The organism is Cronobacter sakazakii (assembly GCF_000982825.1).
Taxonomy (GTDB): Bacteria; Pseudomonadota; Gammaproteobacteria; order Enterobacterales; family Enterobacteriaceae; genus Cronobacter; species Cronobacter sakazakii.
Genome location: NZ_CP011047.1, coordinates 880,574 through 903,677 on the forward strand (window position 1 = coordinate 880,574; position 23,104 = coordinate 903,677).

A 23,104-nucleotide genomic window follows, 5' to 3' on the forward strand; every position below is an offset into this window, starting at 1 on the left:
GAAAGCGTGGAATGTCTCTCGCAATACTCGCACATAAAACAGTTTGCTTTCGTTTACCGCAGTAAAATCATCTTCGATTCCAGCGGCGGGAAGCCCGGAAGGTATGACAGAGAATGATGCCGGAGTGTGACTATGTGCAGGGAAGCGCGTCATGTTTGAATTAATTTTTCATCCGGGCGCGGCGGAAGAGCTCTACGCGCTTGATCCCGTCATGCAGGCGAAAGTATTGAGAGGGCTGGAAAAGCTTGAACGAGAAGGCTTCCGGATGCGTTATCCTGATTCGCGTGCGCTGAGCGGGGGCTTGTACGAACTGCGGGTTGGCGGTAAAGATATTGCTCGTACGTTTTTTGCTTATGCAGCCGGCCAGCGTATTTTTATTTTGCGTACTTTTATAAAAAAGACGCAAAAAACGCCGCTACGTGAATTCGAAATTGCACTCAAACGATTGGAGGAGCTCAGCCATGACGGTTAAAGGTATCACCTTTGCACAGGTGAAAGCGCGCGCCTTTGAAAACGCAGCGGTTCAGGCAGCTTACGAGCAACAAATACGTCAAGAAGAGCTAAGCGCCCTGCTTATTGCGATGCGTACACAGGCAGGCCTCACAAAAAACGATGTGGCTGAAAAAATGGGTGTTTCACTGCCGGAGGTCAGCCAGCTTGAAGATAATGCGCATGGGGCAAGCGTCGACACGCTTCGGAATTATGCGCAGGCTTGTGGCGTTACGTTAAAACTTTCTCCTGGTTAAACACGGCCGCCAGGTGGCGGCCCGCCGATCAAAACTCGCTTTTCGCAAAGCCGGTCATCTCTTTCAGGCCCATTTCACGGCCCAGCGCGGTCATCGGGTGAACGACCACCAGCCCGCGCACGCTTTTCTTCAGCTTGCCCATATCGGCCTGCTCTTTTTTGGTGATAGCGCGTTTAAACGGCATCGCCATCAGCTTCTGCGCTTCTTTGCTGAGCTTGTCGGTACGCACGTCTTTCAGGCGCGCGATTTCCGCTTCCAGCGTGGCGATCTCCTGCTCCAGCTCCGCGTATTTATCGGCGGCTTCCGTCAGGGAAACGGCGGCCTGCTGGTGACGCAGGGCATCAAGGCGGTCGCTCAGGCGTTTAATTTCAGCTTTTTCGATCTCTTTCATTCACACAAACCATCAGAAAAGGGGGATTGCTGCAAAGGATACACTAATTGCGGGGGACGAATGAAAAAAGCGGGAAAAGTCTCCCGCCCGAAGGCGGGAGAAAAGGGAGATACCAATGAGGTTAACGCTTACTCTTTGTCGTGCTCTTCCCAGGCCATGGCGCGTTTAACCGCCTTGCGCCAGCCTTCGTAGCGGTAGTTACGCTCGGTGGTTTCAATACCGGGGCGGAATTCACGCTCAATCACCGCTTTTTCCTGCAGTTCGTCCAGATTCTGCCAGTAGCCGACCGCAAGACCCGCCAGATAGGCTGCGCCCAGCGCGGTGACTTCACGGACTTCCGGGCGCTCCACGCGGGTGCCGAGAATGTCAGACTGGAACTGCATCAGGAAGTTGTTCGCCACCGCGCCGCCATCCACGCGCAGGGCGTGCAGACGAATGCCGGAGTCGGCCTGCATCGCTTCCAGCACGTCGCGGGTCTGGTAGGCGATGGATTCCAGCGTCGCGCGAATGATGTGATTCGAGTTCACGCCGCGGGTGAGACCGAAAATCGCGCCGCGGGCATACGGGTCCCAGTAGGGCGCGCCGAGGCCGGTAAACGCCGGTACCACATAGACGCCGTTGGTGTCTTTCACTTTGGTGGCGAAATATTCGGAGTCAAACGCGTCGCTGATGAGCTTCATCTCGTCGCGCAGCCACTGAATTGACGCGCCCGCCATAAACACCGCGCCTTCCAGTGCATAGTTCACTTCACCGCGCGGGCCGCAGGCGATGGTGGTCAGCAGACCGTGGGTGGAGGCCACCGCTTTTTCGCCGGTGTTCATCAGCATAAAGCAGCCGGTGCCGTAGGTGTTTTTCGCCATCCCTTCTTTCACGCAGAGCTGGCCAAACAGCGCCGCCTGCTGGTCGCCCGCGATACCGGCGATAGGAATACGGGTGCCGCCTTTACCGCCGATGTTGGTCTGGCCGTACACTTCAGACGACTTACGCACCTGCGGCAGCATGGCGCGCGGAATATCCAGCGCCTCCAGCATTCTGTCATCCCAGTCAAGCTCGTGGATGTTGAACAGCATGGTGCGCGAGGCGTTGGTGTAGTCGGTCACATGCACGCGGCCCTGGGTCATTTTCCAGATAAGCCAGGTGTCGACGGTGCCGAACAGCAGTTCACCGCGTTTAGCGCGTTCGCGGGCGCCGTCGACGTGGTCAAGGATCCACTTCACTTTGGTGCCGGAGAAGTACGGGTCAATGACGAGGCCGGTCGCCTGGCGCACGTAATCTTCCATGCCGTCGCGTTTCAGTTTTTCGCAAATCTCTGAGGTACGGCGGCACTGCCAGACAATGGCGTTATGAATCGGTTTGCCGGTTTCACGCTCCCAGACCACCGCCGTTTCGCGCTGGTTGGTAATGCCGATAGCGGCAATCTGATCGGAACTGATATCCGCTTTCGCGAGGGCTTCTACCAGCGTGGAGCTCTGGGAGGCCCAGATTTCCATCGGGTCGTGTTCTACCCAGCCTGGACGCGGGTAGATTTGTTCAAATTCACGCTGGGAGACGCTGACGATGTTGGCGTCATGATCCAGCACGACGGCGCGGGAGCTGGTCGTGCCCTGGTCGAGCGCAACGATATATTTTTTTTCTGTAGTCATCATTTTTATCCCGTAAATCGGTTACAGCGAAGCTTTCTGTTGTGCGCTGCTGACAGAAGGTTTATCCGCTTCTGGCTCGCAGGTGTCGCACGGTAAATGGCGGCCAATCAGTTTGCGATAGCCAAACGCGCCAAGTGCCGCGCCGACGACCGGGCCGAGGGCCGGCACCAGGAAGTAAGGAATGTCACGCCCGCCGGTAAAGGCCACGTTACCCCAGCCTGCGAGCCATGCGAACGCCTTCGGTCCTAAATCGCGCGCCGGGTTCATGGCGAAGCCGGTGAGCGGGCCCATTGACGCGCCAATAACCGCAATCAGCAGGCCAATCAGCAGCGGCGCCAGCGGGCCGCGCGGAATGCCGTTGCCGTCGTCGGTCAGCGCCAGGATAACGCCCATCAGAATGGCGGTAATGATCATTTCAACCGCAAACGCCTGCACCAGGTTGATGTGCGGGTTTGGATAAGTCGAGAAAATACCGGCCAGATCGAGACTTTCGACGCTGCCGCGAACCATGTGGTGAGTCTGTTCGTAATCGAGGAAGAGATTGTAGTAAAGCCCGTAAACTAACGCCGCTGCGCAAAAGGCGCCGGCAAACTGAGAAATAATAAAAGGAACCACTTTGCGCCCGTCGAAACAGGCAAACAGCCACAACGCGATGGTTACCGCCGGGTTAAGATGCGCGCCGGAAACGCCTGCGGTCAGGTAGATGGCCATCGCCACGCCCAGACCCCAGATGATGCTGATTTCCCACTGACCGAAACTGGCTCCTGCCACTTTCAGCGCCGCCACGCAGCCCACACCGAAGAAAATCAACAACCCGGTACCGAGGAATTCGGCGATGCACTCGCCTTTTAAGGTTGATGTTTGACTCATAATCGGGTCCTGAAGGCTAATTGATGATTATTGTATGCATGGTGTCGAAGACGACCACGATGTCATGTAGACATGGTGTTAACTTATCGTTAACGAACAAAAACGAGAAATATCGAAATTAAAATGTGTGTGTCACGTCAAGAAAATGAGCGTTTTCGCGCTCGATAGCGTGTTTTTCGGACAGGATGAAGTGAGAGCTGAATCATTTCATTAACGCATATGTTAACAATTTACCGTAGCGTGTCGCGAATACACTCGGTTTAGACTGAAAAAGCGCGCAAACCGCAATCCGTGCGGGTTGTCGCTGGACAGGGGCACAAGGGCTTCATACAATCGGGACTAGTGTTGTGCACACAGATTAATTTAAGGCGTCGCCGGGCACCGGGACGAGGATAGTTATCCATCAACGCCTTGCAATTCAGGAGAGGTAGGACGATGTCATTTGAAGTGTTTGAGAAACTGGAAGCCAAAGTTCAGCAGGCTGTTGATACTATCACCCTGCTGCAGATGGAAATCGAAGAGCTGAAAGACAAGAACAACCAACTTGCTCAGGAAGTTCAGAACGCCCAGGGTAGCCGCGAAGCGCTGGAGCAGGAAAACCACCAGCTGCGTGAACAGCAGCATGTCTGGCAGGAACGCCTGCAGGCGCTGCTGGGAAAAATGGAAGAAGTGTGATTACCGCACTTTGAACCAAAAAGAACGGGCGCTCAGGGCGCCCGTTTTTGTTACTCGATATCCAGCGGATCTTCAGAAAGGATAATACCGGTATTGTCGGCGTAAAGATGATCGCCGGAGAAGAAGGTCACGCCGCCGAAATTGACGCGCACGTCGCTTTCGCCGATGCCTTCGCCCGCAGCGCCCACCGGGATCGCCGCCAGCGCCTGGATGCCGACATCCAGCTCCGCCAGATCGTCCACCTGACGCACCGCGCCGTAGACGACAAGCCCTTCCCATTCATTCTGCACCGCAAGGCGCGCCAGTTCCGCATCAATCAGGGCGCGGCGTACCGAACCGCCGCCATCTACCAGTAAAACGCGTCCGCGGCCATTTTCTTCGAGCAGCTCATACAGCAACCCGTTGTCCTCGAAACATTTCACCGTGATGATTTGCCCGCCAAAAGAAGAGCGACCGCCGAAGTTGGAGAACAGAGGCTCCACAACGTTGACCTCTTCCTGGTAGATGTCACAAAGCTCAGAAGTATCGTATTTCATAGGTTTAACGTTCAGTTGCTGCAAGAACTGTCAGTATATCGCTTAACGCGCGCTGTTGGCAAAATCATCAATTGTTAATTGATGCGGGTCAGTTAACGCAGCTGCTGGCTGACGATAAGCCCGATGATAAACAGCAGATTCACCAGCAGCGCCGCTTTCACCGTGCGCTCAAGCATTGGGCGCATCGCCGCAGGCTCGGTTTCGCGCAGCACAAAACGCGCCTGACGTGCCAGCAACGGGCTAGCGAGCAGGAACAGCCAGCCCCAGAGACTGTGCAGCCACAGCAGATTAAACACGGCGAGACAGACCAGCGCGCCGACTAACAGCGCCACGTGGTAACGGCGGGCGACGACGGGGCCGAGGCGCACCGCCAGCGTGTTTTTGCCGTTGCGGCGATCGCTGTCGATATCGCGCAGGTTGTTGATATTAAGCACCGCCGCGGCCAGCAGTCCGCAGGCGGTCGCAGGCAGCCAGACCGGCGCAATCAGCGTGTGAGCCTGGAGATACCAGCTGCCGAGCACGCTCAGCCAGCCGAAGAAAATCAGCACAGAGACATCGCCAAGCCCCATATAACCGTAAGGACGCGTGCCGACGGTATAGGTAATGGCGGCGAGGATAGAGAGCGCGCCAAGCGCCAGGAACCCGAGCACGTCGGCCATGCTGTGACAGGCGACATAGACCAGCGCCAGCCCGGACACGCAAATCAGCGCCACGGTGAGCTGAATGGCGCGTTTCATCTGCGGTGTGGTAATCGCGCCTTTCTGCATGCCGCGCAGCGGGCCGAGGCGGTCCGGCTGGTCGCTGCCTTTGACGGCGTCGCCATAATCGTTGGCCAGGTTGGAGAGAATTTGCAGCAGCCCGGCGGTCAGCAGCGCCAGCAGCGTAATCACGGGGTCGAAATAGCCCTGCCAGCCGGCAAGCGCGCTGCCGACGAGAATGGCGGAAAACGCCAGCGGCAGCGTGCGTGGCCGCAGGCTTTCAAGCCAGGCCTGAGTGCGATTTACTGCGTGTGTCGATGTATTCATAAGCGGATCTGAGCCAATAAAAATGAGGGCTTGCCTGCCTGACGAAGCTGCGGATGGCTGGCGTCGCCTGAATAACCCGGCGCGCGAACGCCGGGAACAGACTGACCGCCTTACCGCACCTCACATCGGCGGGCAAAAGCCCTCACCAAAAGTGATGAAAATGCGTTGAGCGCGATTATAAGATAAAACGGCTCAGATCTTCATCTGCGACCAGCGCATCCAGGTGTTTGCTCACATAATCCGCGTCGATAGTAATCGTCTGGCCGCCCAGATCGCTCGCGTCATAGGAGATATCTTCCATCAGACGCTCAAGCACCGTATGCAGACGGCGCGCGCCGATGTTTTCCGTGGTTTCGTTCACCTGCCACGCCGCCTGCGCGATGCGCTTAATGCCGTCGTCGGTGAATTCAATATGCACGCCTTCGGTTTCCATCAGCGCTTTGTACTGCACGGTGACAGAAGCGTTCGGCTCGGTCAGGATGCGCTCGAAATCTTCCGCGGTTAGCGCCTGCAGCTCAACGCGGATCGGCAGACGGCCCTGCAGTTCAGGGATCAGATCGGACGGGCTCGCCACCTGGAACGCGCCGGAGGCGATAAACAGGATGTGGTCGGTTTTCACCATGCCGTGTTTGGTGGAGACGGTGCAGCCTTCCACCAGCGGCAGCAGGTCGCGCTGCACGCCTTCGCGGGAAACGTCCGGGCCGGAGACATTGCCGCGCTTACAGATTTTATCGATCTCATCGATAAACACGATGCCGTGCTGCTCAACGGCTTCGATAGCCTGCTCTTTCAGCTCTTCCGGGTTCACCAGTTTGGCGGCTTCTTCTTCCACCAGCAGTTTCATCGCGTCTTTGATTTTCAGCTTGCGCGGTTTTTGCTTCTGGCCGCCCAGGTTCTGGAACATAGACTGCAGCTGGCTGGTCATCTCTTCCATGCCCGGAGGCGCCATAATTTCGACGCCCATCGGCGCCGCGGCCAGATTGATTTCAATCTCTTTGTCGTCGAGCTCGCCTTCACGCAGTTTTTTGCGAAACGCCTGACGCGCCGCGGACGGCTCTTGCTGCTGCTCCGGCTGGCCCCAGTTGTTTTTAGCCGGCGGGATCAGCACGTCGAGAATGCGCTCTTCGGCCATCTCTTCGGCGCGGTAGCGGTTTTTCTCAATCGACTGCATGCGCACCATTTTAATGGCGGAATCGGTCAGATCGCGGATGATGGAATCCACTTCTTTACCGACATAACCGACTTCGGTGAATTTCGTCGCTTCCACTTTGATGAACGGCGCGTTGGCGAGTTTCGCCAGACGACGGGCGATTTCGGTTTTACCGACGCCGGTCGGGCCAATCATCAGGATGTTTTTCGGGGTCACTTCATGACGCAGCTCTTCGTTAAGCTGCATACGGCGCCAGCGGTTACGCAGCGCGATAGCAACAGAACGCTTCGCCGCGTCCTGGCCGATAATGTGTTTGTCGAGTTCGCTGACAATCTCGCGTGGGGTCATTTCAGACATGTGAGGTCCTTACGCTTTGGAGTTCAATTCTTCGATGGTGAGGAAGTGGTTGGTGTAGATGCAGATATCGCCTGCAATCCCCAGCGACTTCTCGACGATGTCACGAGCGCCAAGCTCGGTGTTTTCCAGCAGCGCGCGTGCCGCAGCCTGCGCGTAAGGCCCGCCGGAGCCAATGGCGATCAGATCGTTTTCCGGCTGCACGACGTCACCGTTGCCGGTAATAATCAGCGAGGCGTTTTCGTCGGCCACCGCCAGCAGCGCTTCGAGGCGGCGCAGCATACGGTCGGTACGCCAGTCTTTCGCCAGTTCCACGGCGGCTTTCACCAGATGGCCCTGGTGCATTTCGAGTTTACGTTCGAAGAGTTCGAAGAGGGTAAAGGCGTCGGCGGTGCCGCCCGCGAAGCCCGCGATAACTTTATCGTTATACAGACGGCGGACTTTTTTCACGTTGCCTTTCATTACGGTGTTGCCCAGGGTGGCCTGGCCGTCGCCACCGATCACTACCTGGCCGTTGCGGCGCACACTTACTATTGTTGTCACGAGCAAACCCCTTATTGCATAAGCTGAAGACAGCGCCCTGCGAGTGATGCAGGGCAGAATGCAATTATAGATGGGGGATGTTTCGGGGGTTTCAACCCCCGGAGGCGAGACGAATGCAGTTTGAGTGACCCGCCATCTTCAGGCGGTTGAGCGTGCCGTCGGCGTTGTCTTTGCCTTTGATAGGGCCAATGACCACGCGGTTCCAGCCATTGTTGGACGTAATGCGCGAGTCGAATCCTTCAAACGCCAGCTGCGCGCGCACGGTTTCGGCCTGCTCGGTGCCTTTAAACGAACCGCACTGCACCATCCAGCGGCGCTCGTCTTTCTTCTCGGCGGGCTTCGCGGCTTCCGTCTCGCGCGTTACCGGCGCGGTTTGCGCGGGCTTGCTCTGGGCGGTTTCACGCTGCGTGGTATGCGGCGGCGTCTGGAGCAGATCCTGATACGGCGCGTTGGTTGTCTGCTGCTGGCGCGGCGGTTGAGCAGGCTGCGTGGTGGTACGCGCGGGCTGCTGCGTCTGCACGGTGCGGGTCTGCGGCTGCTGATAACGCGTTTCTGTGCGCTGGGCTTCCGTGCGCGGCGTTTCCACACGCGGCGCGGTGCGTACCGGCTGCTGCGCGGTGTTATTCCACTGCTGCATCTGCTGCTGTTGCTGAAGCTGCTTCTGGCGTTGCAGCGTCTGCTGACGCTGCGCCGGGGTCTGTTCGTTCCACGGCACTTCGCTAAGCTGCGTCGGCTGACGGCGCATATCCGCCTGCATCTGGTCGAGCAACTGACGCTGTTCGTCGGTCAGTTGATCCTGATTCATGATTTCGCCACCCGCGGATGGCTCGGTCGGCTTCAGCACGCCTGGCTGGCGGCTTTCCAGCTCTTTGATATAGCGCCAGCGCTCTTCAGGCTTGGGCGGCAGGCCGTTGCCGGTGACTTTATGGCCCGGCAGAGTTTCCGACTCTTCTTTTTTATGATGCGTAATAAAGTACAGACCGCCAATAAAGGCGACCAGCGCCGCCGCTGCGATAGCGACCATCGCCGGTGAAACAGCAGGCAGGTTACGTTGCTTTTTGCGGGTGTTGGTTTTCTTGCGCCGCGCGGGCGTCGGCTGTCCGCGGCGTACATAATCTCGTTGTGCCACTATCGTTTCGCTGTATCCATTCGTTAACAGCCCGCCATGTTACTTAAGGGACGGGCCTTTGACCAGATAAGGAGTCTTAAAGGCGGTTAATTTCGCGGCTTCGGCGCGCGCGTGGTGCCGCGCAGCACCAGTTCGCAGTCCAGCAGACGCGAGCCGCTGCTGACGGTGTGTCCGTTGAGCTGGCTGAGCAACAGCAGCATCGCTTCCCGACCAATATCAAAACGCGGCTGCGCCACGGTGGTGAGCGGCGGATCGCAAAACTCGGCTAACGCAATGTTATCAAAGCCAATAATAGAGAGATCGTCAGGCACGCGAAAGCCGCGGCGTTTCGCCATCGACAACGCGCCGAGCGCCATCACGTCGCTGTGGCAGAAAATCGCCGTCGGCGGTTGCGGCAGGCTTAGCAGCTGTTCCAGCGCGTTCGCGCCCGCTTCATAGGTAAAATCGCCGCGGGCGATATAGTGCGGATCGACCGTCATACCGCTGCGGCGCAGCGCCTGAACGTAGCCCTGCAGACGATAATGGCACAGCGGCATCTCTTCCGGCCCGGCGATACAGGCGATCCGCTGATGCCCCAGCTCATGCAGATAATTGACGGCGTTGAACGCGGCGGTGAGGTTGTCGATATGCACCGTCGGCAGTTCCAGTTCCGGCGCGAATTCGTTCGCCATGACCATGGGCGGCAGATTGCGCTGCTCTTCTTTGCTGGCGTCAAACGGCAGGCGCGAGCCCAACAGCAGCATGCCGTCTATCTGCTTGGTGATGATGAGGTCGATGAAGGTTTTTTCCTGCTGATTCTGGTGCGCGCAGTCGCCAATCAGCACCAGATAGCCCTGGTCCGCCGCGGTGACTTCTATGCCGCGAATGATTTCGCTGAAAAAAGGATCGCAGATGTCCGGGACAATCACCAGAATGGTGCGCGATTCGTTGCGCTTCAGGTTGCGGTTGAGCGAACCGGGCAGATAACCCACGTCAATGGCGGCCTGCTCCACACGGTTGCGGGTGGCCTGTGAGACTTTCTCGGGATTCATTAACGCACGGGATACCGTCGCCGTTGAAACCCTGGCACGAACGGCGACATCTTTCATGGTTGCAGCAGCAACCTGCTTTCTGGACTTCACTTCATCGGTAATGACTCCAACTTATTGATAGTGTTTTATGTTCAGATAATGCCCGATGACTTTGTCATGCAGCTCCACCGATTTTGAGAACGACAGCGACTTCCGTCCCAGCCGTGCCAGGTGCTGCCTCAGATTCAGGTTATGCCGCTCAATTCGCTGCGTATATCGCTTGCTGATTACGTGCAGCTTTCCCTTCAGGCGGGATTCATACAGCGGCCAGCCATCCGTCATCCATATCACCACGTCAAAGGGTGACAGCAGGCTCATAAGACGCCCCAGCGTCGCCATAGTGCGTTCACCGAATACGTGCGCAACAACCGTCTTCCGGAGCCTGTCATACGCGTAAAACAGCCAGCGCTGGCGCGATTTAGCCCCGACGTATCCCCACTGTTCGTCCATTTCCGCGCAGACGATGACGTCACTGCCCGGCTGTATGCGCGAGGTTACCGACTGCGGCCTGAGTTTTTTAAATGGCGGAAAATCGTGTTGAGGCCAACGCCCATAATGCGGGCGGTTGCCCGGCATCCAACGCCATTCATGGCCATATCAATGATTTTCTGGTGCGTACCGGGTTGAGAAGCGGTGTAAGTGAACTGCAGTTGCCATGTTTTACGGCAGTGAGAGCAGAGATAGCGCTGATGTCCGGCGGTGCTTTTGCCGTTACGCACCACCCCGTCAGTAGCTGAACAGGAGGGACAGCTGATAGAAACAGAAGCCACTGGAGCACCTCAAAAACACCATCATACACTAAATCAGTAAGTTGGCAGCATCACCTTAATCCCGCCCGCTAACCCAATCGGGTCCATCTGGGCGTAACGCCCCGCCACCGGGTCGTAATAGCGGAACAGGTTGTAATGCAGGCCGCTTTCACGGTCTAGGTACTGGCCCTGGAAGCGCAGGTTCTGCGGCACCTGCCACTGCGGTACGCTGAGTTCGCGCTCCGTTTCGCCCCAGGTGCTGAACTGCCCGCGCCAGACGGTCTGGCCGTCCGCGTCCGTCACCCGCTCCGGCAGGCCGTTGAGTTCGGTGTGGTACCAGTAAATTTCGCAGTCGTCGAAAACACTGTCGATGCGCGCCAGCGGTTCGTAGCTGCCTTCGGTGTAGACGTACTGAACGTAGTGGTCCGGCTCCCGGTCGCTCTGTTCACCGGCGAGCTGTAAACCCTGCCAGTCGAAGCGGATGGTCTCCGGCTGCGGGTCGTTATAGCGCCATAATACTTTATGCGTCCTGCGGCCCAGCGGGTCATAGCGGTACTCTACTCTTTTAAATTCTGCATGACCGGTGAAGGTGATTTCTTTTACCCGCTGCTCATCGTCATAGGCAAAGTGCTGGATAACGTCAGACTTGTCCCGCCGCTGAATCAGCCGCCCGAACCCGTCGTAATCGAGCTTCAGCCCGTCGAGGCGCAGCAGCAGGTTATGCCACACCGGGTTGCGGTGCTCCTCAGTGCGGTTGCCTGCCGGGTCCCAGAAGAAGCGTTCTTCTTTCTGTGGTTCAACGGCTTTTGTCACTTGTCCTGCGGCATCGTAGCCCCACAGGTACTGACTGTATTTTTCACCGGGCGTCGCCGGAGTCGCATCGGTATGTATCTGCTGGACTATCTGGTCGGTGCGGTCCCACCGGTAGCGACACTCGAAAACAAGTTACGGCAGCATTCCCGCAGGTGCCGTAACGGATTTGCCACGAAGCATGTCGTGACGTTGCTTCACTCTTTTTAAAGGGCGTTACGTCACCTGTATGGTAAATATTACGGCTGTTAAACTAAAATCTCAGCCCCGACACCATCTATCAAAAGACTACGCAAAGAGGGAGCGATGAACTCTGCATCGTTTATATCCAAATTGCCGAAGCCAACTTTGTAGAGACCATATCCCTTATTTCCTTCAGCATAAAATATAATCTGACCACCTTCATCATCTCCTATTGCGAAGGATTTAGGAATATATTTTTGAACATGATGCTCTTTGTTAATTTCCAAACATCCTTTAGCGCCCCAAATACGTAAATAAACCTCATCTAAGACAAGAATCTCAGCCTCAGACATTTGATTAATGAAGTTCAGGTAATCCTCAGGAATATTAACGCCTTTAAAGTATGCTTTAAGAGCGTCAATATCTTTTTTTTCTGATGCTTCAGTATATGCATCTAATCTGAAAATTTTATTAAGCTTGAAAAAATCGGTATTCATAAAACATCCACCTTATTATAAGGAACATTAAGTTTATCAAGCATTTTATATTGCTGATCAAGGATTTTTTTTATGACATCATCTTTGAAACCTGCATCACGGAAATCGGTAACTATATTATTTAACTCATCTTGTAGAGAAGATGACCATTTTCCTTGACCTTGTGCAACTCGCAGGTCACGTCTGGCATTTTGTGCGTTAGATATTATTGTATGAGGCAATCCTTTACCTGTTTCGATCGTTACAGTAGGTGCTAGTTTAGGATTATAACCATACTGCGAAAGGTTATTAATCGCCCACTCTTGTTGTAACCCATGATGCGACTGTAATCGACCGCCATTAGGCCCCATTCCTTTTGGTTTCGGTAATGAATCTTTATGTGTTTTGTTAAAATGAATACAAGGTTCCAACCCCCACGGATCCACCCACGTCAGCGGATCACCCACGTAGGAATACGTGTTCAGCCCGCCCGCTAACCCAATCGGGTCCATCTGGGTGTAACGCCCGGCCACCGGGTCGTAATAGCGGAACAGGTTGTAGTGCAGGCCGCTTTCGCGGTCGAGGTACTGACCCTGGAAGCGCAGGTTCTGCGGCACCTGCCACTGCGGCACACTGAGTTCGCGTTCCGTTTCACCCCAGGTGCTGAACTGTCCGCGCCAGACGGTCTGCCCGTCCGCGTCCGTCACCCGTTCCGGCAGGCCGTTGAGTTCGGTGTGGTACCAGTAAATTTCGCAGTCGTCGAAAACACTGTCGATGCGCGCCAGCGGTTCGTAGCTGCCTTCGGTGTAGACGTACTGAACGTAGTGGTCCGGCTCCCGGTCGCTCTGTTCACCGGCGAGCTGTAAACCCTGCCAGTCGAAGCGGATGGTTTCCGGGTCTTTCTCACCGTAGCGCCACAGGATTTTATGCGTGCGTCGGCCCAGCGGGTCGTAGCGGTATTCCACTTTTTTGAATTCCGCATGACCGGTGAAGGTGATTTCTTTTATCCGTTGCTCATCGTCATACGAGAACTGCTGCACCACACCGCGTTTATCCTGACGGCGCGTGAGCCTGCCGAACCCGTCATAGTCCAGCTTCAGCCCGTCGAGGCGCAGCAGCAGGTTGTGCCACACCGGGTTGCGGTGCTCCTCAGTGCGGTTGCCTGCCGGGTCCCAGAAGAAGCGTTCTTCTTTCTGCGGTTCAACGGCTTTTGTGACCTGACCGGCGGCATCGTAGCCCCACAGGTACTGGCTGTATTTCTCGCCCGGCGTTGCGGGCGTGGTGTCGGTGTGTATCTGCTGGACTATCTGGTCGGTGCGGTCCCAGCGGTAGCGGCGCTCAAACACCAGCTCCCGGCGGGCATCCAGCACCGTGCGCTGCGTGACGCGCCCTGCGGCGTCATAACGGGTTTCCTGCGAGAGCACGCCCTGGCTGCGGGAGATTTCCCGGTGCAGCCGGTCACGGCCGTACGCCGCCAGCGTGTGCATTGCCCCGCCGTGGCGCAGCTGCATCTCCAGCAGATGACCGGTGCCGTAGCGCAGCGTGGCGAGTTCGCGGCCATCCGGGAATGTTGTGCTGCTGAGGTTGCCGAGCGCATCGTACCCGTATTCAAACTTCCCGCCGTGGTTCTCCTCGCTCACCAGCTCGCCGGCCGCGTTTCGGGTGAAGACCAGCACGGCGTCCCACTCAGGCTCGCGCTCTTCCAGCAGCGCCTGCCTCCATTCGGCGCGCGTGGCGCGGCGGATTTCCAGCGACAGCGTGCTGTGGCGGTACTCGGTGCGGTGCTCCGCGGTTTCCCGGGCGGTGAGGCGGCCCAGCACGTCATATTCAAAGGCAGTCACCAGCGGCGCGTCCGCGCTGCCCGGCAGCGGATGGCGAATCACCTCCGTCACCCGGCCCAGCGCGTCGTGGCGGTATTCCGTCAGGCGGCCCGCGTAATCCCGCTGGCCCGTCAGGCGGCCTGCGGCATCATACTCAAACCGCCAGCTCTCGCGGTTCGGGTTCACCAGCGTCGTCAGGCGGCCGAAGCGGTCGTAGCGCAGGCGCGTCAGATGGCCCGCCGGGTCGGCGGCGCTCACCACCTGGCCGCGCGCGTTGCGCGTCACCTTACGCTCGCGCAGCCCGTCGTCGTCCTGCCCGCAGAGCAGCCCGGCGTTGTCATATTCGTAGTGCGTCTCGCGGCCGTCCGCCCGCCGCCAGGTGCGCAGACGCCCTGCCGCAGTCAGCGTCCAGCGGTCGGTGTTGCCTTCGGCGTCGCTGGCGCTCAGCGGTCGCCCCGCGTCGTCGTAAAGCCGCTGGCTCTGGTTGCCGGAGCAGTCCTCGTCGCGTACCAGCTGCCCGCGCTCGTTCCACCAGAACCGGTGCGTGTTGTTCAGCGCGTCGGTCTGCTGAACCAGGTCGCCCTGCTCGTTCCACTCAAAGCGCGTCACGCCGCCTTTCGGGTCGGTGAGCGAGACCACATCGCCGCGCGGGTTGTATTCATACTGCCAGGTGGCGCCGTCCGGCAGCACCTCCTTCACCGGGAACGCGAACACCGGGTGCCACGTGGTGAACGTGCTGTTGCCGAGCGGGTCGCGCACTTCCGTCAGGTTGCCGTGCTCGTCGTGGCCGTATACCCAGCGGCTGCCGTCCGGCGTGGTGGCCGCGGTCAGCAGCTCGGCATAATCCGCCCACTCGTAGCGCCACACGCCGCCGTGGCGGTCGGTGTATTCCGTGATGCGGTAGAGGAAATCCCAGCAGTGGCGCGTCGAGAAACCCGCGTCGCAGCTGACCGTGGCGCAACGTTTCGCCTCGTCGGCATCGATGCGCCAGCGCTCCAGCACGTTGTCCTGGTCATCCAGCACCTGATAACTGCACACGCGCCAGTTCGGCGCATCGGCGGCGGGCTGCCACTGATAATGCACGCTGAGGTTGGTGGCGTAGCTGTGCCAGCCCATCATGTCGCTGGCGCGATCCCAGCCGAAGCGGCGCGTGACGATGCCGTCCGCGTCGGTCACGTCAGTCAACTGGCCGTGTTCGTTATAACCGTAAGTCACCAGCAGGCGGCGCTCGCCGTTGCATACCTGATGCACGCTGGCGAGTCGGCCATGCGTTTTCTCATACGCGAGTTCGACATCCAGCGCTTCGTTGTCGCCGGAAATCCGCACCAGCCTGCCGTGTTCATCCCAGCTGTAGTACTGGCAGTTCTCGTGACGATCGTAGATGCGGAACAGCCGCCACTCGCCCGGACGCGTCGGGTCCGGTTCGTAGACGTGGTATTCGCCGCTCGTCATCTGGAGCATCAGCGTGCCGCTGACGGTGTAATAGAGCGTGACGCCGTCTTCGAGATAATCCACCACGTCGCCGGGGGTCAGCTCGCCGAAGCCCAGCTCGCGGCCCGACATATCGCGCCAGATAAACTGATTGTTCTCAAGGCGGAAAAAGCGGGTCTCAAACGGCAGGAGCCAGCCGGTGCCGAGCATACCGGTCGCCAGATTGCGGCTGTTGTAGACACGCTGCCAGATGAGCGGAATGCGATCTTCCAGCGTGAAATCGCGGTCTTCGCCGCCCGCGAGAATTTTCGCGCCGCTGGCGATATCCACCGGGTGCTGCGTCTGGCGCGCCTCGCTGCCCACTTTGCCTGCCTGAATCAGCCCGAATGTCGTCAGGCCCATGCCGAGATCGGCGGCAAACTGGCAGCAAAAGGTTTTCATGATCTGGCGGCTGAAGAGTGTCTTCAGCATCCCTTTGCTGAGGTTGCGGATAATCGCCGGGCCAAGGCTGCCGATGGTGTTGCCAATAAGCCGCGCCCAGAAATTCTTACCGCTGCGGATATCGCGCACCACGATGCTTTCGCCGCCGATGCGCACGCGCGTGTTTTCTTTAACTTTGACTTTGGCTTCGCAGGTGCTGCGATCGCCGTTGCGGCTCGCGGGCTGGCCATTGATCAGCACTTTTTTCGAGCCTTCCGCCAGGTAGTTGGTGCCGGTCACCGTATGGCCTTTGGTGCACACCACGATATCGCCCGGCGCCGCCTTAGCGTACGGGCTGGCACCCGCCACGACGGGTTGCGTGAAGTTATCCCAAACGCTGCCCGCGAATTTTTTTACTCCATCCCAGCCGCTGCTGGCGATGGCGCTTGCTCCTGCCGCCAGGTTATCCAGCGGGTGCAGGGTAAACTGCGCCACTTCGAGAATGGCAACCGCGGTGCCTATCGCAAATGCCTTCGCCTGATCGCCAAAGCTCTCTTGCGGGATGGGCGTATTGAGATAGTTGTGATCAACCGTGCCCGCCGCGCGCGCGGCGGCTTTTTCCATAATGCGTACGTTGTGAGAGCCTGTCTTGATAATCGCATCCGGCGGGCCGAGCCAGCCGAAGAAATCCAGCACAGCATCGACGCCTTGCCCCACCAGATCGCCGGCGTCCTCTGCAACACCCGTGGTGAATACGGCCGCAATCAGTACAACGCCCGCAACCGTACCCAGCCCCGTGCCCATCATCGCCGAACCCGCCGTTATGGCGGCAAGACAGATAGCCCCCTCCACCGCGCCACTGACGACATCGGCGAGCAGAGAGCTGTGGATGAGCGGATCATCTATACGGGCAGCTAACAGTTCGGACACGCTTACGCTCCCTCTCCAGGCGTAAATTCCAGACCCGCTTTAATGGATTCCCATACCGCCAGCGCGTCGTCATCAAACGGCGCGGTGCGGCTCATCGCCATTACCAGCAGGTGATCGTCAAGCATGGTGGTGGCGAGCTGTTCATAAACCGTCACGCCGTGGTTTTCAAAACGCATGGCGACTTCCCGCGCGGGCCTGCCGCCCACCTGCGTATCAGTGACTTCATCACCCGTGAACTTTTTCATGTCACGTTTGATTTTGGCGACCTGGCTTTTCAGGTAAGTCTCTTCTTCGCCAGGCTTGACGTCCCAGGCGCGCGTCAGCACCAGGGAGGCACCCGCTTTCGGCAGTGACAATATCGTCATGCTGCGATCCTGCACGGCTTCCGGCAGCGTCAGCGTCCCTTCTGATAACGTATATTTCACCTGGCTCATGCCTGTCCCTCTCCGTCGGAATTAAATGTTTTTGCCACTTCGTTCTGGATATCCCCGGGCGTCGGCGCGACATTTGACGCTTTGTCCGGTTCATTCTTAAGGTTCAGATCGAGCGTGCCGCCGGTATTGATTTGCCCTGTGCCGCTGGCGTTGATCGCGAATTTTGTACAGTAGAGATTGACCTCGCCGTTCGCGCTCATTTCCAGCACCGAATCGCCCGTGACGAGGCGAATGCCAGTCGCGGAAGAAACGGTCACCGTGCCCTGGCCCTTGATGTCGTACTGCCCCCCGACCAGCTCATTGCGGCTCATCTGAATGGCGTGTTCCTGCTTGCCTTCAACCTTGCCGGTGTAGTCCTGCTTTACAGAAAGTATCCGCGAGCCGCCGACGCTGTGGGTTTCATCTTTTTTCACTTTGGTATCAAGGTTGCGCTCGGCCTGCAGCCACACCTGCTCCTCGCCCGCCTTGTCCTCAAAGCGCAGCGCGTTGGCATTATCCGGCGAGCCGTCCTTCGAGCGGCTTAAAAAGCCCATCTGCGTGGCCGCGGCAGGCAGCGCCCACGGCGGCATGCTGGCTTCGTTGTAGACGCGGCCGGTAATCAGCGGGCGGTCCGGGTCGCCGTTGATGAAGTCCACCACCACTTCGTCGCCCACGCGCGGTATCTGTACACCACCGAAGCCCTGGCCTGCCCACGCGCTGGAGACACGCACCCAGCTTGAACTGGTGTCGTCACCCTTGCCGAGACGGTCCCAGTGGAATTTCACCTTCACCCGGCCATATTTATCCGTCCAGATGCTCTCGCCCTGCGGGCCGACCACCTTCGCCGTCTGCGGGCCGTAGGTGCGCGGCCACGGCGTTTTCTGCGCCGGGCGGTACGGTACATCCGCCGGTATCACCTCGAAGCGGATTTCATGCAGGGTGTTGCTGTCCGGGCCGCTGGCGTAGCGGTTCTCCTCGAAGCGGTAGTGGGCGATGGTGGTGAGGTACTCGCCGTTATCGCCGAAGAACGGCGCGTTGCGCAGCACAAAGGTGTGGCCGGGTGCGATGCCGAGCGCGGTCGCGGTGCCCTGCGTCTGGCGGTGCTCCACCTGCCAGCGCTCCTGGCGGATGCGGGCGTAGAACTCCCCGTGGCCGTGCTCCACAAAACGGCCCGGCCAGTCGTAAACGTCAATGCTCCCCGGCTGCGGCGACAGCGGGTTCTGCCGCGCCTGGAACAGCCAGGCGTTCGGCTTGCGGAAGTCATAGTCGTCGAGGCTGTAGATGCCCGGCGTCACGCTGTCCTCCAGCGCCCACTGGCTGATGCCCTCTTCGTCAGTGCTGCCACCGGACGGCGTGACGTGATACGGAATGGTCTCGTAGCCGGGGAATGGCTCGTACTGGCCCGGTGCATCCGTCAGCACCAGCGTGTGGCGGTCCTGCTCGTGGCGGAAGTGGTAGGCGATGCCCTCCAGCTCCAGCAGGCGGCTGATGAAATCGAGGCTGCTCTCCTGGTACTGCACGCAGTATTCCCAGACGCGGTAGCTGCCCGACAGCCGCTCTTCCATGTTCACCCGGCTTTCGCCCAGCAGCGTTTTCACTATCTGCGGCACCGTCTGCCCCTGGAAGATGCGCAGGTTGCGGTCGCGCTGCATCGGCCACAGGTCCGGCTCCACCGTCAGCTCATAGGCCGCGTAGCGGGTGCCGGAAAGCTCCACCGCGCTCACCGCCACGCGGGTCACCTTGCCGTTAAGATAGCGCGGCGTCATCAGCGCCTGGGTCGGGATGGTCACCGTCACCGGCTGGCCCAGCAGCGCGCTGCGGTCAGCGCGCGCGTCGGTGCCGAGCAGCGTCAGGGTGAACATGAACGGCTCCGACAGCGCCTCGCGCCCGGAGAGTTTCCAGAAAAGCAGCCCCTCGACCGGGAGCTGAACGGTGATTCGGTTGAGCATAACTTCCATCCCTATGTGTATATGCGGTGCATACCAGAGCCGGAGACATCCACCTGGCTATGCCCGTAAATCACAGCACAGCAGCAAATGACGCATACCTTTCAGGCTTCTGGCCGCGCAGCAGACACTCTGCCAGAAACACTTTGCAGTTTTAGTTAATTTCATATTGCAGGCGACATGAAATTTCATAATACGGCTACCGCTGCCATAGCCTCGATCGAGGTTAAGCCATATCAGGAAATGTCAGGTAACGAAGCGGTAAAAAAGACGCTATACAAACGCCACGCGCTTGCTGTGCAAATATACCAATAAGTGACTCATCGAAAAACCGCCATTATTCTGAATATACAGACTAATCTGATTCCACTGGCTGTAAGGATTGATGGTTGGGATAAATTCTGGCGACTCGCGCACTATTTTTATGGAGAGCGTCACTAATAACGCGCTGAAATATTCATGAAAGAAAGAGAATTTTCTTTTACTTACCGCGCTGAGAAAGGCTTTTTATATGAAAGGATAATATTTAGCTTAGGGGAACCACTAATTATGGTGGGTAGGGTAAATAACGGATTATTTACCCCGGCGTGCAAGAGGTTTTCTGCGAGATTCTGGATGATAGAGGCTGTTGCGGGTGTGGTGGTGGGCTCAGCGGCGAGCGCGGTGCGTCGTGCCGGCATCATCACTCAGGCCGCGCCGGGCATTACTTATCCCGGCTAATAATGACGTTACTCAGGCAATCCGGCGTTTTCTCACTAAAGCTGAACGTGACTGCCTCGCCAGACGCACCGGAAGGCGTGGTGTAGCTGGTCACTTCGTTTTGCGAATGACCGCGCGGGGTGTCGGTTATCGTCAATACGGGGTAATGCTGTTTGATGTCGTTAAGCGTCAGGCACCGCCCCTGCCAGTGAGAGATAAACAGCAGCGTTTTCTCCTGCAGATCTCTGCTCAGCCGTAATTCAATGTCGGTCAGTTTCCCTGACGCAGTAAACGCGACATCTCCCGCCCGGTAAAAATTGATGTACTCGTTCTGAGAATCCAGTTGGAATGTTAAAGGCGCATGGTTAAGCGTGGCGACGTTGATATCCGCTAAGGATGACCGCATCGTACTAATAAACTGCCAGAGGCTGGCAGAGGATGTACTGGCTGAAGCGCCGCAAATTATTAACATCGTTATTAACGCAGCGGTAATGACCTTTCCGGTATGGCGAATGAAAATCATATTATCCTTAATGTCTGACGTTGGGGTTTCATTTATTCACTATGAATCATCTTATTAATGTCGGACAGGCAACAGATAGCGGTTTATCAGTGTAATACTGTTACCTGGATTGTATACCATCATGGTTACGAGTCAGGGTAAATGTTTGCGGCGCATAATAGCCACCTTTTACAGGAACCTTGATGAGCCGCCACGTCATCCTGTCGCCTTCAACCTCAAGAAACGCCCGCCCGTTAACGCCGCCAAAAGTAGAATCAAACGCCACATCGGCCCGGTTGCCCGTACTGGTACCGCGCAAATTCGTCTCCCCAGGCGCGGCGCAGTCGATACGGTTGCCGCGCTGCGTGATGTAACAGTAAGTGCCGTTTATCATCTGCGCGCTTTGCTTCAGGTCCAGCGTTAGCACAGATCCTGCCGCATTCTCGCCTTCCCACTGGCCGGAAAACCTTTCATCGGCGAAAGCACTCAGGCTACAAAGAGCCAGAAAAAGTAAGAGCTTCTTGGGATGAAGCAGCATGAGCGTTAAAGGCATCATATCAGTCCTTGAATGCACGGTATGGCAGGGATGTGGTTTTTATTTGATAATAATACGCACTTATTTATAATCATTTTTTTATTTGAAGATATGGAACCATTTAGCATTTACAGTAAAATTACTTTATTCATTTCTAATAGGAAACTTAGTAATAACATCAATATAGTAAACACCATTCATTTCATAATAATCCAGACTTATTGATTGTCTTAAATCCATTGAAATAAATAGTACATCATTTAATATTTCATTATCAAAATGGAAATCTTCATTCAATTCTTGTAGCGAAGGGACAGTAAACGCGCCACAATAAATCCAGTCTTCATCCAGAAAAACATAATGTGGGCCGAGAATTTTCTTTAGCTCCAATATATAAGGCTTCAAATCTTTTATATCTAATTTCTTTTTAGTTTTTCTCGTATCAAATGCATTAGATTTAGAAAGTATATTATCTGTTGTCTCCAAATCTAAAAAAGTCAAACAATCCGGTTCCATTTTAAAAAGGGAGGCTATTTTAATTTTATACGATTCGTAAATTATTTTACCCCTTGCTTTCCTGTACAATAACTCTTTTTTATACTGAGTGGCATTCATGCCTTTCACCTTGTTAAAGAATTGCCCTGGCGCAAGAAATGTAATTCGTTGTCGCAATATATTATTGCAAAATAAATTACATATTACGATAATTCATACTATTAATGATTAAAATATTTTATATTTATAAGTGCTTTACACTGTTTTATTCTTTCGGTATCTATGCCCGCATGCTGAAGACAAACGTCTTCATAATCAAGTATTCCCTCCTTCATCTTTTCTTTTAAAAAGCGATCAATAGCTGCGAAAGATACCTCTGAAGGAATATCCAGACTGAATAATGGTGAAGTGATAGCTGAATTGGTAAACCCACCTAAAAGTTGTAATGCATAAATGACATCATTTTTCTGATGTTTAACATTCATATAGATACTCATAGTAGAGTGCCCGTTATTTTTTAAAATACTACTTACGACAAACTCATCTTTTTTTTGAAAGGCTAAAACATCCCCTTTACTTACACCATATACATAAAATGGAATATTATTTAACTCGTAATCACCTTCGTTATTTATTTTTAACCATACAGATTCATAATCTGACTGGTGGATAATCATCCTCGTCTTGGTACAGATGGAGTGTAGCTTTTATATATTCAACATTAATCATTAAAATAATTCTGTCAGATCTTTGCGTAATGCACGATTTCGCCCCTACGGAGACAGCTTTGCGCCAGCGGCGCGAACCTGTCGTCTTCGTAAATCCACAGGTGGCTGCGCCCGCCGCCTGACTCGCTCAGCAGGCGGTTGCCGTCCCACACAAAGGTCGTCACGCCAAACGCGTCATAATCAGATTTTGTGTGCTGTTCTGTGCCGTTGTCGCTCAAAAGGTCATTATTATATTATTAATTTACTTCGAATAATAATACGCTACTACATCCATATTACTTTCTGAGTTTTTAACCGCATCCTCAAAAACATCATAAAACCAACGAAAATGAGTGTCTATTATAGTAATATTCTGTAAATCACTTTCACCCCAGCCTTTAAAATATTCAATCACGGCTTCTATTGGGGCATAGTAAACTAACGATTTCCTTTTATGAAATTGCATATCCTCAGGAAAGTATTGAGGCATAAAATAAACAATCTTATTTTTCACTCCCTGATGTAAATTTATAAAGTCTTTTACTGCAAGCTGGTTATCTAGTATATGAAAACGAGTCCATATTGGTCTTAGAGTATGAAACCAAAAAAATCTCTTCTCAGTTTTTCTTTTCAAATTAACGTCATACCGTTGCTTTCTTTCTATTTTTTCCTTGGCGAATTTATAAATATAGCATTTAATCACTCTAATTCCACACTCGTCATCCATAAGAGTACCAGGGTAAGCGATCATGTCATCCATATAAAACCTTACCAATACTTTTTGACTAGCTTATACGTTATAAGCTCAGAAAGAACAAATGCATGATTAGTGCACTAATAAGTTAGAGCACCTCTT

The 23,104-nt window shown here is 55.6% G+C and carries 24 protein-coding genes and 1 pseudogene; 4 read left to right on the forward strand and 21 right to left on the reverse strand.

Annotated elements, in window-relative coordinates:
• Positions 1 to 151: 151 nt before the first annotated feature.
• Together CSK29544_RS04100 and CSK29544_RS04105 are read left to right on the forward strand one after the other, a co-directional pair.
• The gene (locus tag CSK29544_RS04100; protein WP_007892461.1) at positions 152 to 472 is read left to right on the forward strand and encodes a type II toxin-antitoxin system RelE/ParE family toxin; all 321 of its coding nucleotides are present in this window, start codon (positions 152 to 154) and stop codon (positions 470 to 472) included.
• Positions 462 to 746, forward strand: a complete 285-nt coding sequence (locus CSK29544_RS04105; RefSeq protein WP_007892462.1) for a helix-turn-helix domain-containing protein — start codon at positions 462 to 464, stop codon at positions 744 to 746. Before CSK29544_RS04100 ends, CSK29544_RS04105 begins: the two co-directional genes overlap by 11 nt.
• A 28-nt stretch (positions 747 to 774) precedes the next feature.
• On the opposite strand, the gene CSK29544_RS04110 is transcribed toward CSK29544_RS04105, so the two are convergent.
• From CSK29544_RS04110 to CSK29544_RS04120, 3 genes are all read right to left on the reverse strand, one after another.
• Positions 775 to 1,137, reverse strand: coding sequence for a YibL family ribosome-associated protein (locus tag CSK29544_RS04110; protein ID WP_004385739.1), 363 nt, complete (start codon positions 1,135 to 1,137; stop codon positions 775 to 777).
• Positions 1,138 to 1,265: 128 nt separating this feature from the next.
• Positions 1,266 to 2,783: a glycerol kinase GlpK gene (gene glpK, locus CSK29544_RS04115; RefSeq protein WP_007798050.1), complete on the reverse strand. Its 1,518-nt coding sequence runs from the start codon at positions 2,781 to 2,783 to the stop codon at positions 1,266 to 1,268.
• 18 nt (positions 2,784 to 2,801) lie between these two features.
• Positions 2,802 to 3,650 carry an MIP/aquaporin family protein gene (locus tag CSK29544_RS04120; RefSeq protein WP_007892463.1) on the reverse strand — a complete coding sequence of 283 codons (849 nt, stop codon included), beginning with the start codon at positions 3,648 to 3,650 and terminating at the stop codon, positions 2,802 to 2,804.
• 435 nt (positions 3,651 to 4,085) lie between these two features.
• On the opposite strand from CSK29544_RS04120, the gene zapB reads away from it, so the two are divergent.
• Complete coding sequence (gene zapB, locus CSK29544_RS04125; RefSeq protein WP_004385736.1) at positions 4,086 to 4,325, forward strand: septal ring assembly protein ZapB; 240 nt, start codon at positions 4,086 to 4,088, stop codon at positions 4,323 to 4,325.
• A gap of 50 nt (positions 4,326 to 4,375) precedes the next feature.
• On the opposite strand, the gene rraA is transcribed toward zapB, so the two are convergent.
• From rraA to CSK29544_RS04185, 12 genes and pseudogenes are all read right to left on the reverse strand, one after another.
• Positions 4,376 to 4,861 (reverse strand): ribonuclease E activity regulator RraA, encoded by a 486-nt coding sequence (gene rraA / locus CSK29544_RS04130; RefSeq protein WP_004385735.1) that lies wholly within the window; start codon positions 4,859 to 4,861, stop codon positions 4,376 to 4,378.
• A 92-nt stretch (positions 4,862 to 4,953) separates the two neighbouring features.
• Positions 4,954 to 5,886: a 1,4-dihydroxy-2-naphthoate polyprenyltransferase gene (gene menA / locus CSK29544_RS04135; protein WP_007892464.1), complete on the reverse strand. Its 933-nt coding sequence runs from the start codon at positions 5,884 to 5,886 to the stop codon at positions 4,954 to 4,956.
• Between the two features lie 175 nt (positions 5,887 to 6,061).
• The gene (hslU, locus tag CSK29544_RS04140; protein ID WP_004385733.1) at positions 6,062 to 7,393 is read right to left on the reverse strand and encodes an ATP-dependent protease ATPase subunit HslU; all 1,332 of its coding nucleotides are present in this window, start codon (positions 7,391 to 7,393) and stop codon (positions 6,062 to 6,064) included.
• 9 nt (positions 7,394 to 7,402) lie between these two features.
• On the reverse strand, positions 7,403 to 7,933 hold the full coding sequence (gene hslV / locus CSK29544_RS04145; protein WP_004385732.1) for an ATP-dependent protease subunit HslV: 531 nt from the start codon (positions 7,931 to 7,933) through the stop codon (positions 7,403 to 7,405).
• 91 nt (positions 7,934 to 8,024) lie between these two features.
• Positions 8,025 to 9,062, reverse strand: a complete 1,038-nt coding sequence (gene ftsN / locus CSK29544_RS04150; protein ID WP_029039315.1) for a cell division protein FtsN — start codon at positions 9,060 to 9,062, stop codon at positions 8,025 to 8,027.
• 86 nt (positions 9,063 to 9,148) lie between these two features.
• A complete protein-coding gene (gene cytR / locus CSK29544_RS04155) occupies positions 9,149 to 10,183 on the reverse strand; it encodes a DNA-binding transcriptional regulator CytR (protein ID WP_007872118.1) in 1,035 nt (344 codons plus the stop codon).
• 21 nt (positions 10,184 to 10,204) lie between these two features.
• Positions 10,205 to 10,902 (reverse strand): IS1-like element IS1B family transposase gene (locus CSK29544_RS04160; RefSeq protein ID WP_095033700.1). Its coding sequence is split into 2 segments (ribosomal slippage): positions 10,205 to 10,653 and positions 10,653 to 10,902, totalling 699 coding nucleotides; the frame shifts between segments, so codons are not numbered across the junction.
• 57 nt (positions 10,903 to 10,959) lie between these two features.
• Positions 10,960 to 11,826 (reverse strand): annotated as a pseudogene (locus CSK29544_RS04165) (RHS repeat-associated core domain-containing protein); the annotation flags it as partial.
• A gap of 113 nt (positions 11,827 to 11,939) precedes the next feature.
• Positions 11,940 to 12,371: an SMI1 / KNR4 gene (locus CSK29544_RS04170; RefSeq protein ID WP_029039722.1), complete on the reverse strand. Its 432-nt coding sequence runs from the start codon at positions 12,369 to 12,371 to the stop codon at positions 11,940 to 11,942.
• Positions 12,368 to 16,951, reverse strand: coding sequence for an RHS repeat-associated core domain-containing protein (locus CSK29544_RS04175; protein ID WP_007899519.1), 4,584 nt, complete (start codon positions 16,949 to 16,951; stop codon positions 12,368 to 12,370). Before CSK29544_RS04175 ends, CSK29544_RS04170 begins: the two co-directional genes overlap by 4 nt.
• Before the next feature lie 2 nt (positions 16,952 to 16,953).
• Positions 16,954 to 17,385, reverse strand: a complete 432-nt coding sequence (locus CSK29544_RS04180; protein WP_012126135.1) for a DcrB-related protein — start codon at positions 17,383 to 17,385, stop codon at positions 16,954 to 16,956.
• Positions 17,382 to 19,313 (reverse strand): type VI secretion system Vgr family protein, encoded by a 1,932-nt coding sequence (locus CSK29544_RS04185; protein ID WP_014729882.1) that lies wholly within the window; start codon positions 19,311 to 19,313, stop codon positions 17,382 to 17,384. The genes CSK29544_RS04180 and CSK29544_RS04185 overlap by 4 nt, the downstream gene beginning before the upstream one ends.
• A 456-nt stretch (positions 19,314 to 19,769) precedes the next feature.
• Between CSK29544_RS04185 and CSK29544_RS04190 the strand changes: the two genes are divergently transcribed.
• A complete protein-coding gene (locus CSK29544_RS04190) occupies positions 19,770 to 20,030 on the forward strand; it encodes a hypothetical protein (RefSeq protein WP_032975225.1) in 261 nt (86 codons plus the stop codon).
• On the opposite strand, the gene CSK29544_RS04195 is transcribed toward CSK29544_RS04190, so the two are convergent.
• The 6 genes from CSK29544_RS04195 to CSK29544_RS04220 form a co-directional block, all read right to left on the reverse strand.
• Positions 20,014 to 20,532, reverse strand: a complete 519-nt coding sequence (locus CSK29544_RS04195; RefSeq protein ID WP_007888262.1) for a hypothetical protein — start codon at positions 20,530 to 20,532, stop codon at positions 20,014 to 20,016. The two genes, CSK29544_RS04190 and CSK29544_RS04195, sit on opposite strands and share 17 nt — an antisense overlap.
• A 100-nt stretch (positions 20,533 to 20,632) precedes the next feature.
• A complete protein-coding gene (locus tag CSK29544_RS04200) occupies positions 20,633 to 21,067 on the reverse strand; it encodes a hypothetical protein (protein WP_007888263.1) in 435 nt (144 codons plus the stop codon).
• 123 nt (positions 21,068 to 21,190) lie between these two features.
• On the reverse strand, positions 21,191 to 21,661 hold the full coding sequence (locus tag CSK29544_RS04205; RefSeq protein WP_029039685.1) for a hypothetical protein: 471 nt from the start codon (positions 21,659 to 21,661) through the stop codon (positions 21,191 to 21,193).
• Positions 21,662 to 21,762: 101 nt separating this feature from the next.
• Entirely contained in the window at positions 21,763 to 22,218 is a 456-nt protein-coding gene (locus tag CSK29544_RS04210) for a DUF4265 domain-containing protein (protein ID WP_225805793.1), read from the reverse strand.
• Between the two features lie 65 nt (positions 22,219 to 22,283).
• The gene (locus tag CSK29544_RS04215; RefSeq protein WP_007897342.1) at positions 22,284 to 22,487 is read right to left on the reverse strand and encodes a hypothetical protein; all 204 of its coding nucleotides are present in this window, start codon (positions 22,485 to 22,487) and stop codon (positions 22,284 to 22,286) included.
• Positions 22,488 to 22,510: 23 nt separating this feature from the next.
• Positions 22,511 to 23,008: a hypothetical protein gene (locus CSK29544_RS04220; protein WP_029039686.1), complete on the reverse strand. Its 498-nt coding sequence runs from the start codon at positions 23,006 to 23,008 to the stop codon at positions 22,511 to 22,513.
• Between the last annotated feature and the right edge of the window lie 96 nt (positions 23,009 to 23,104).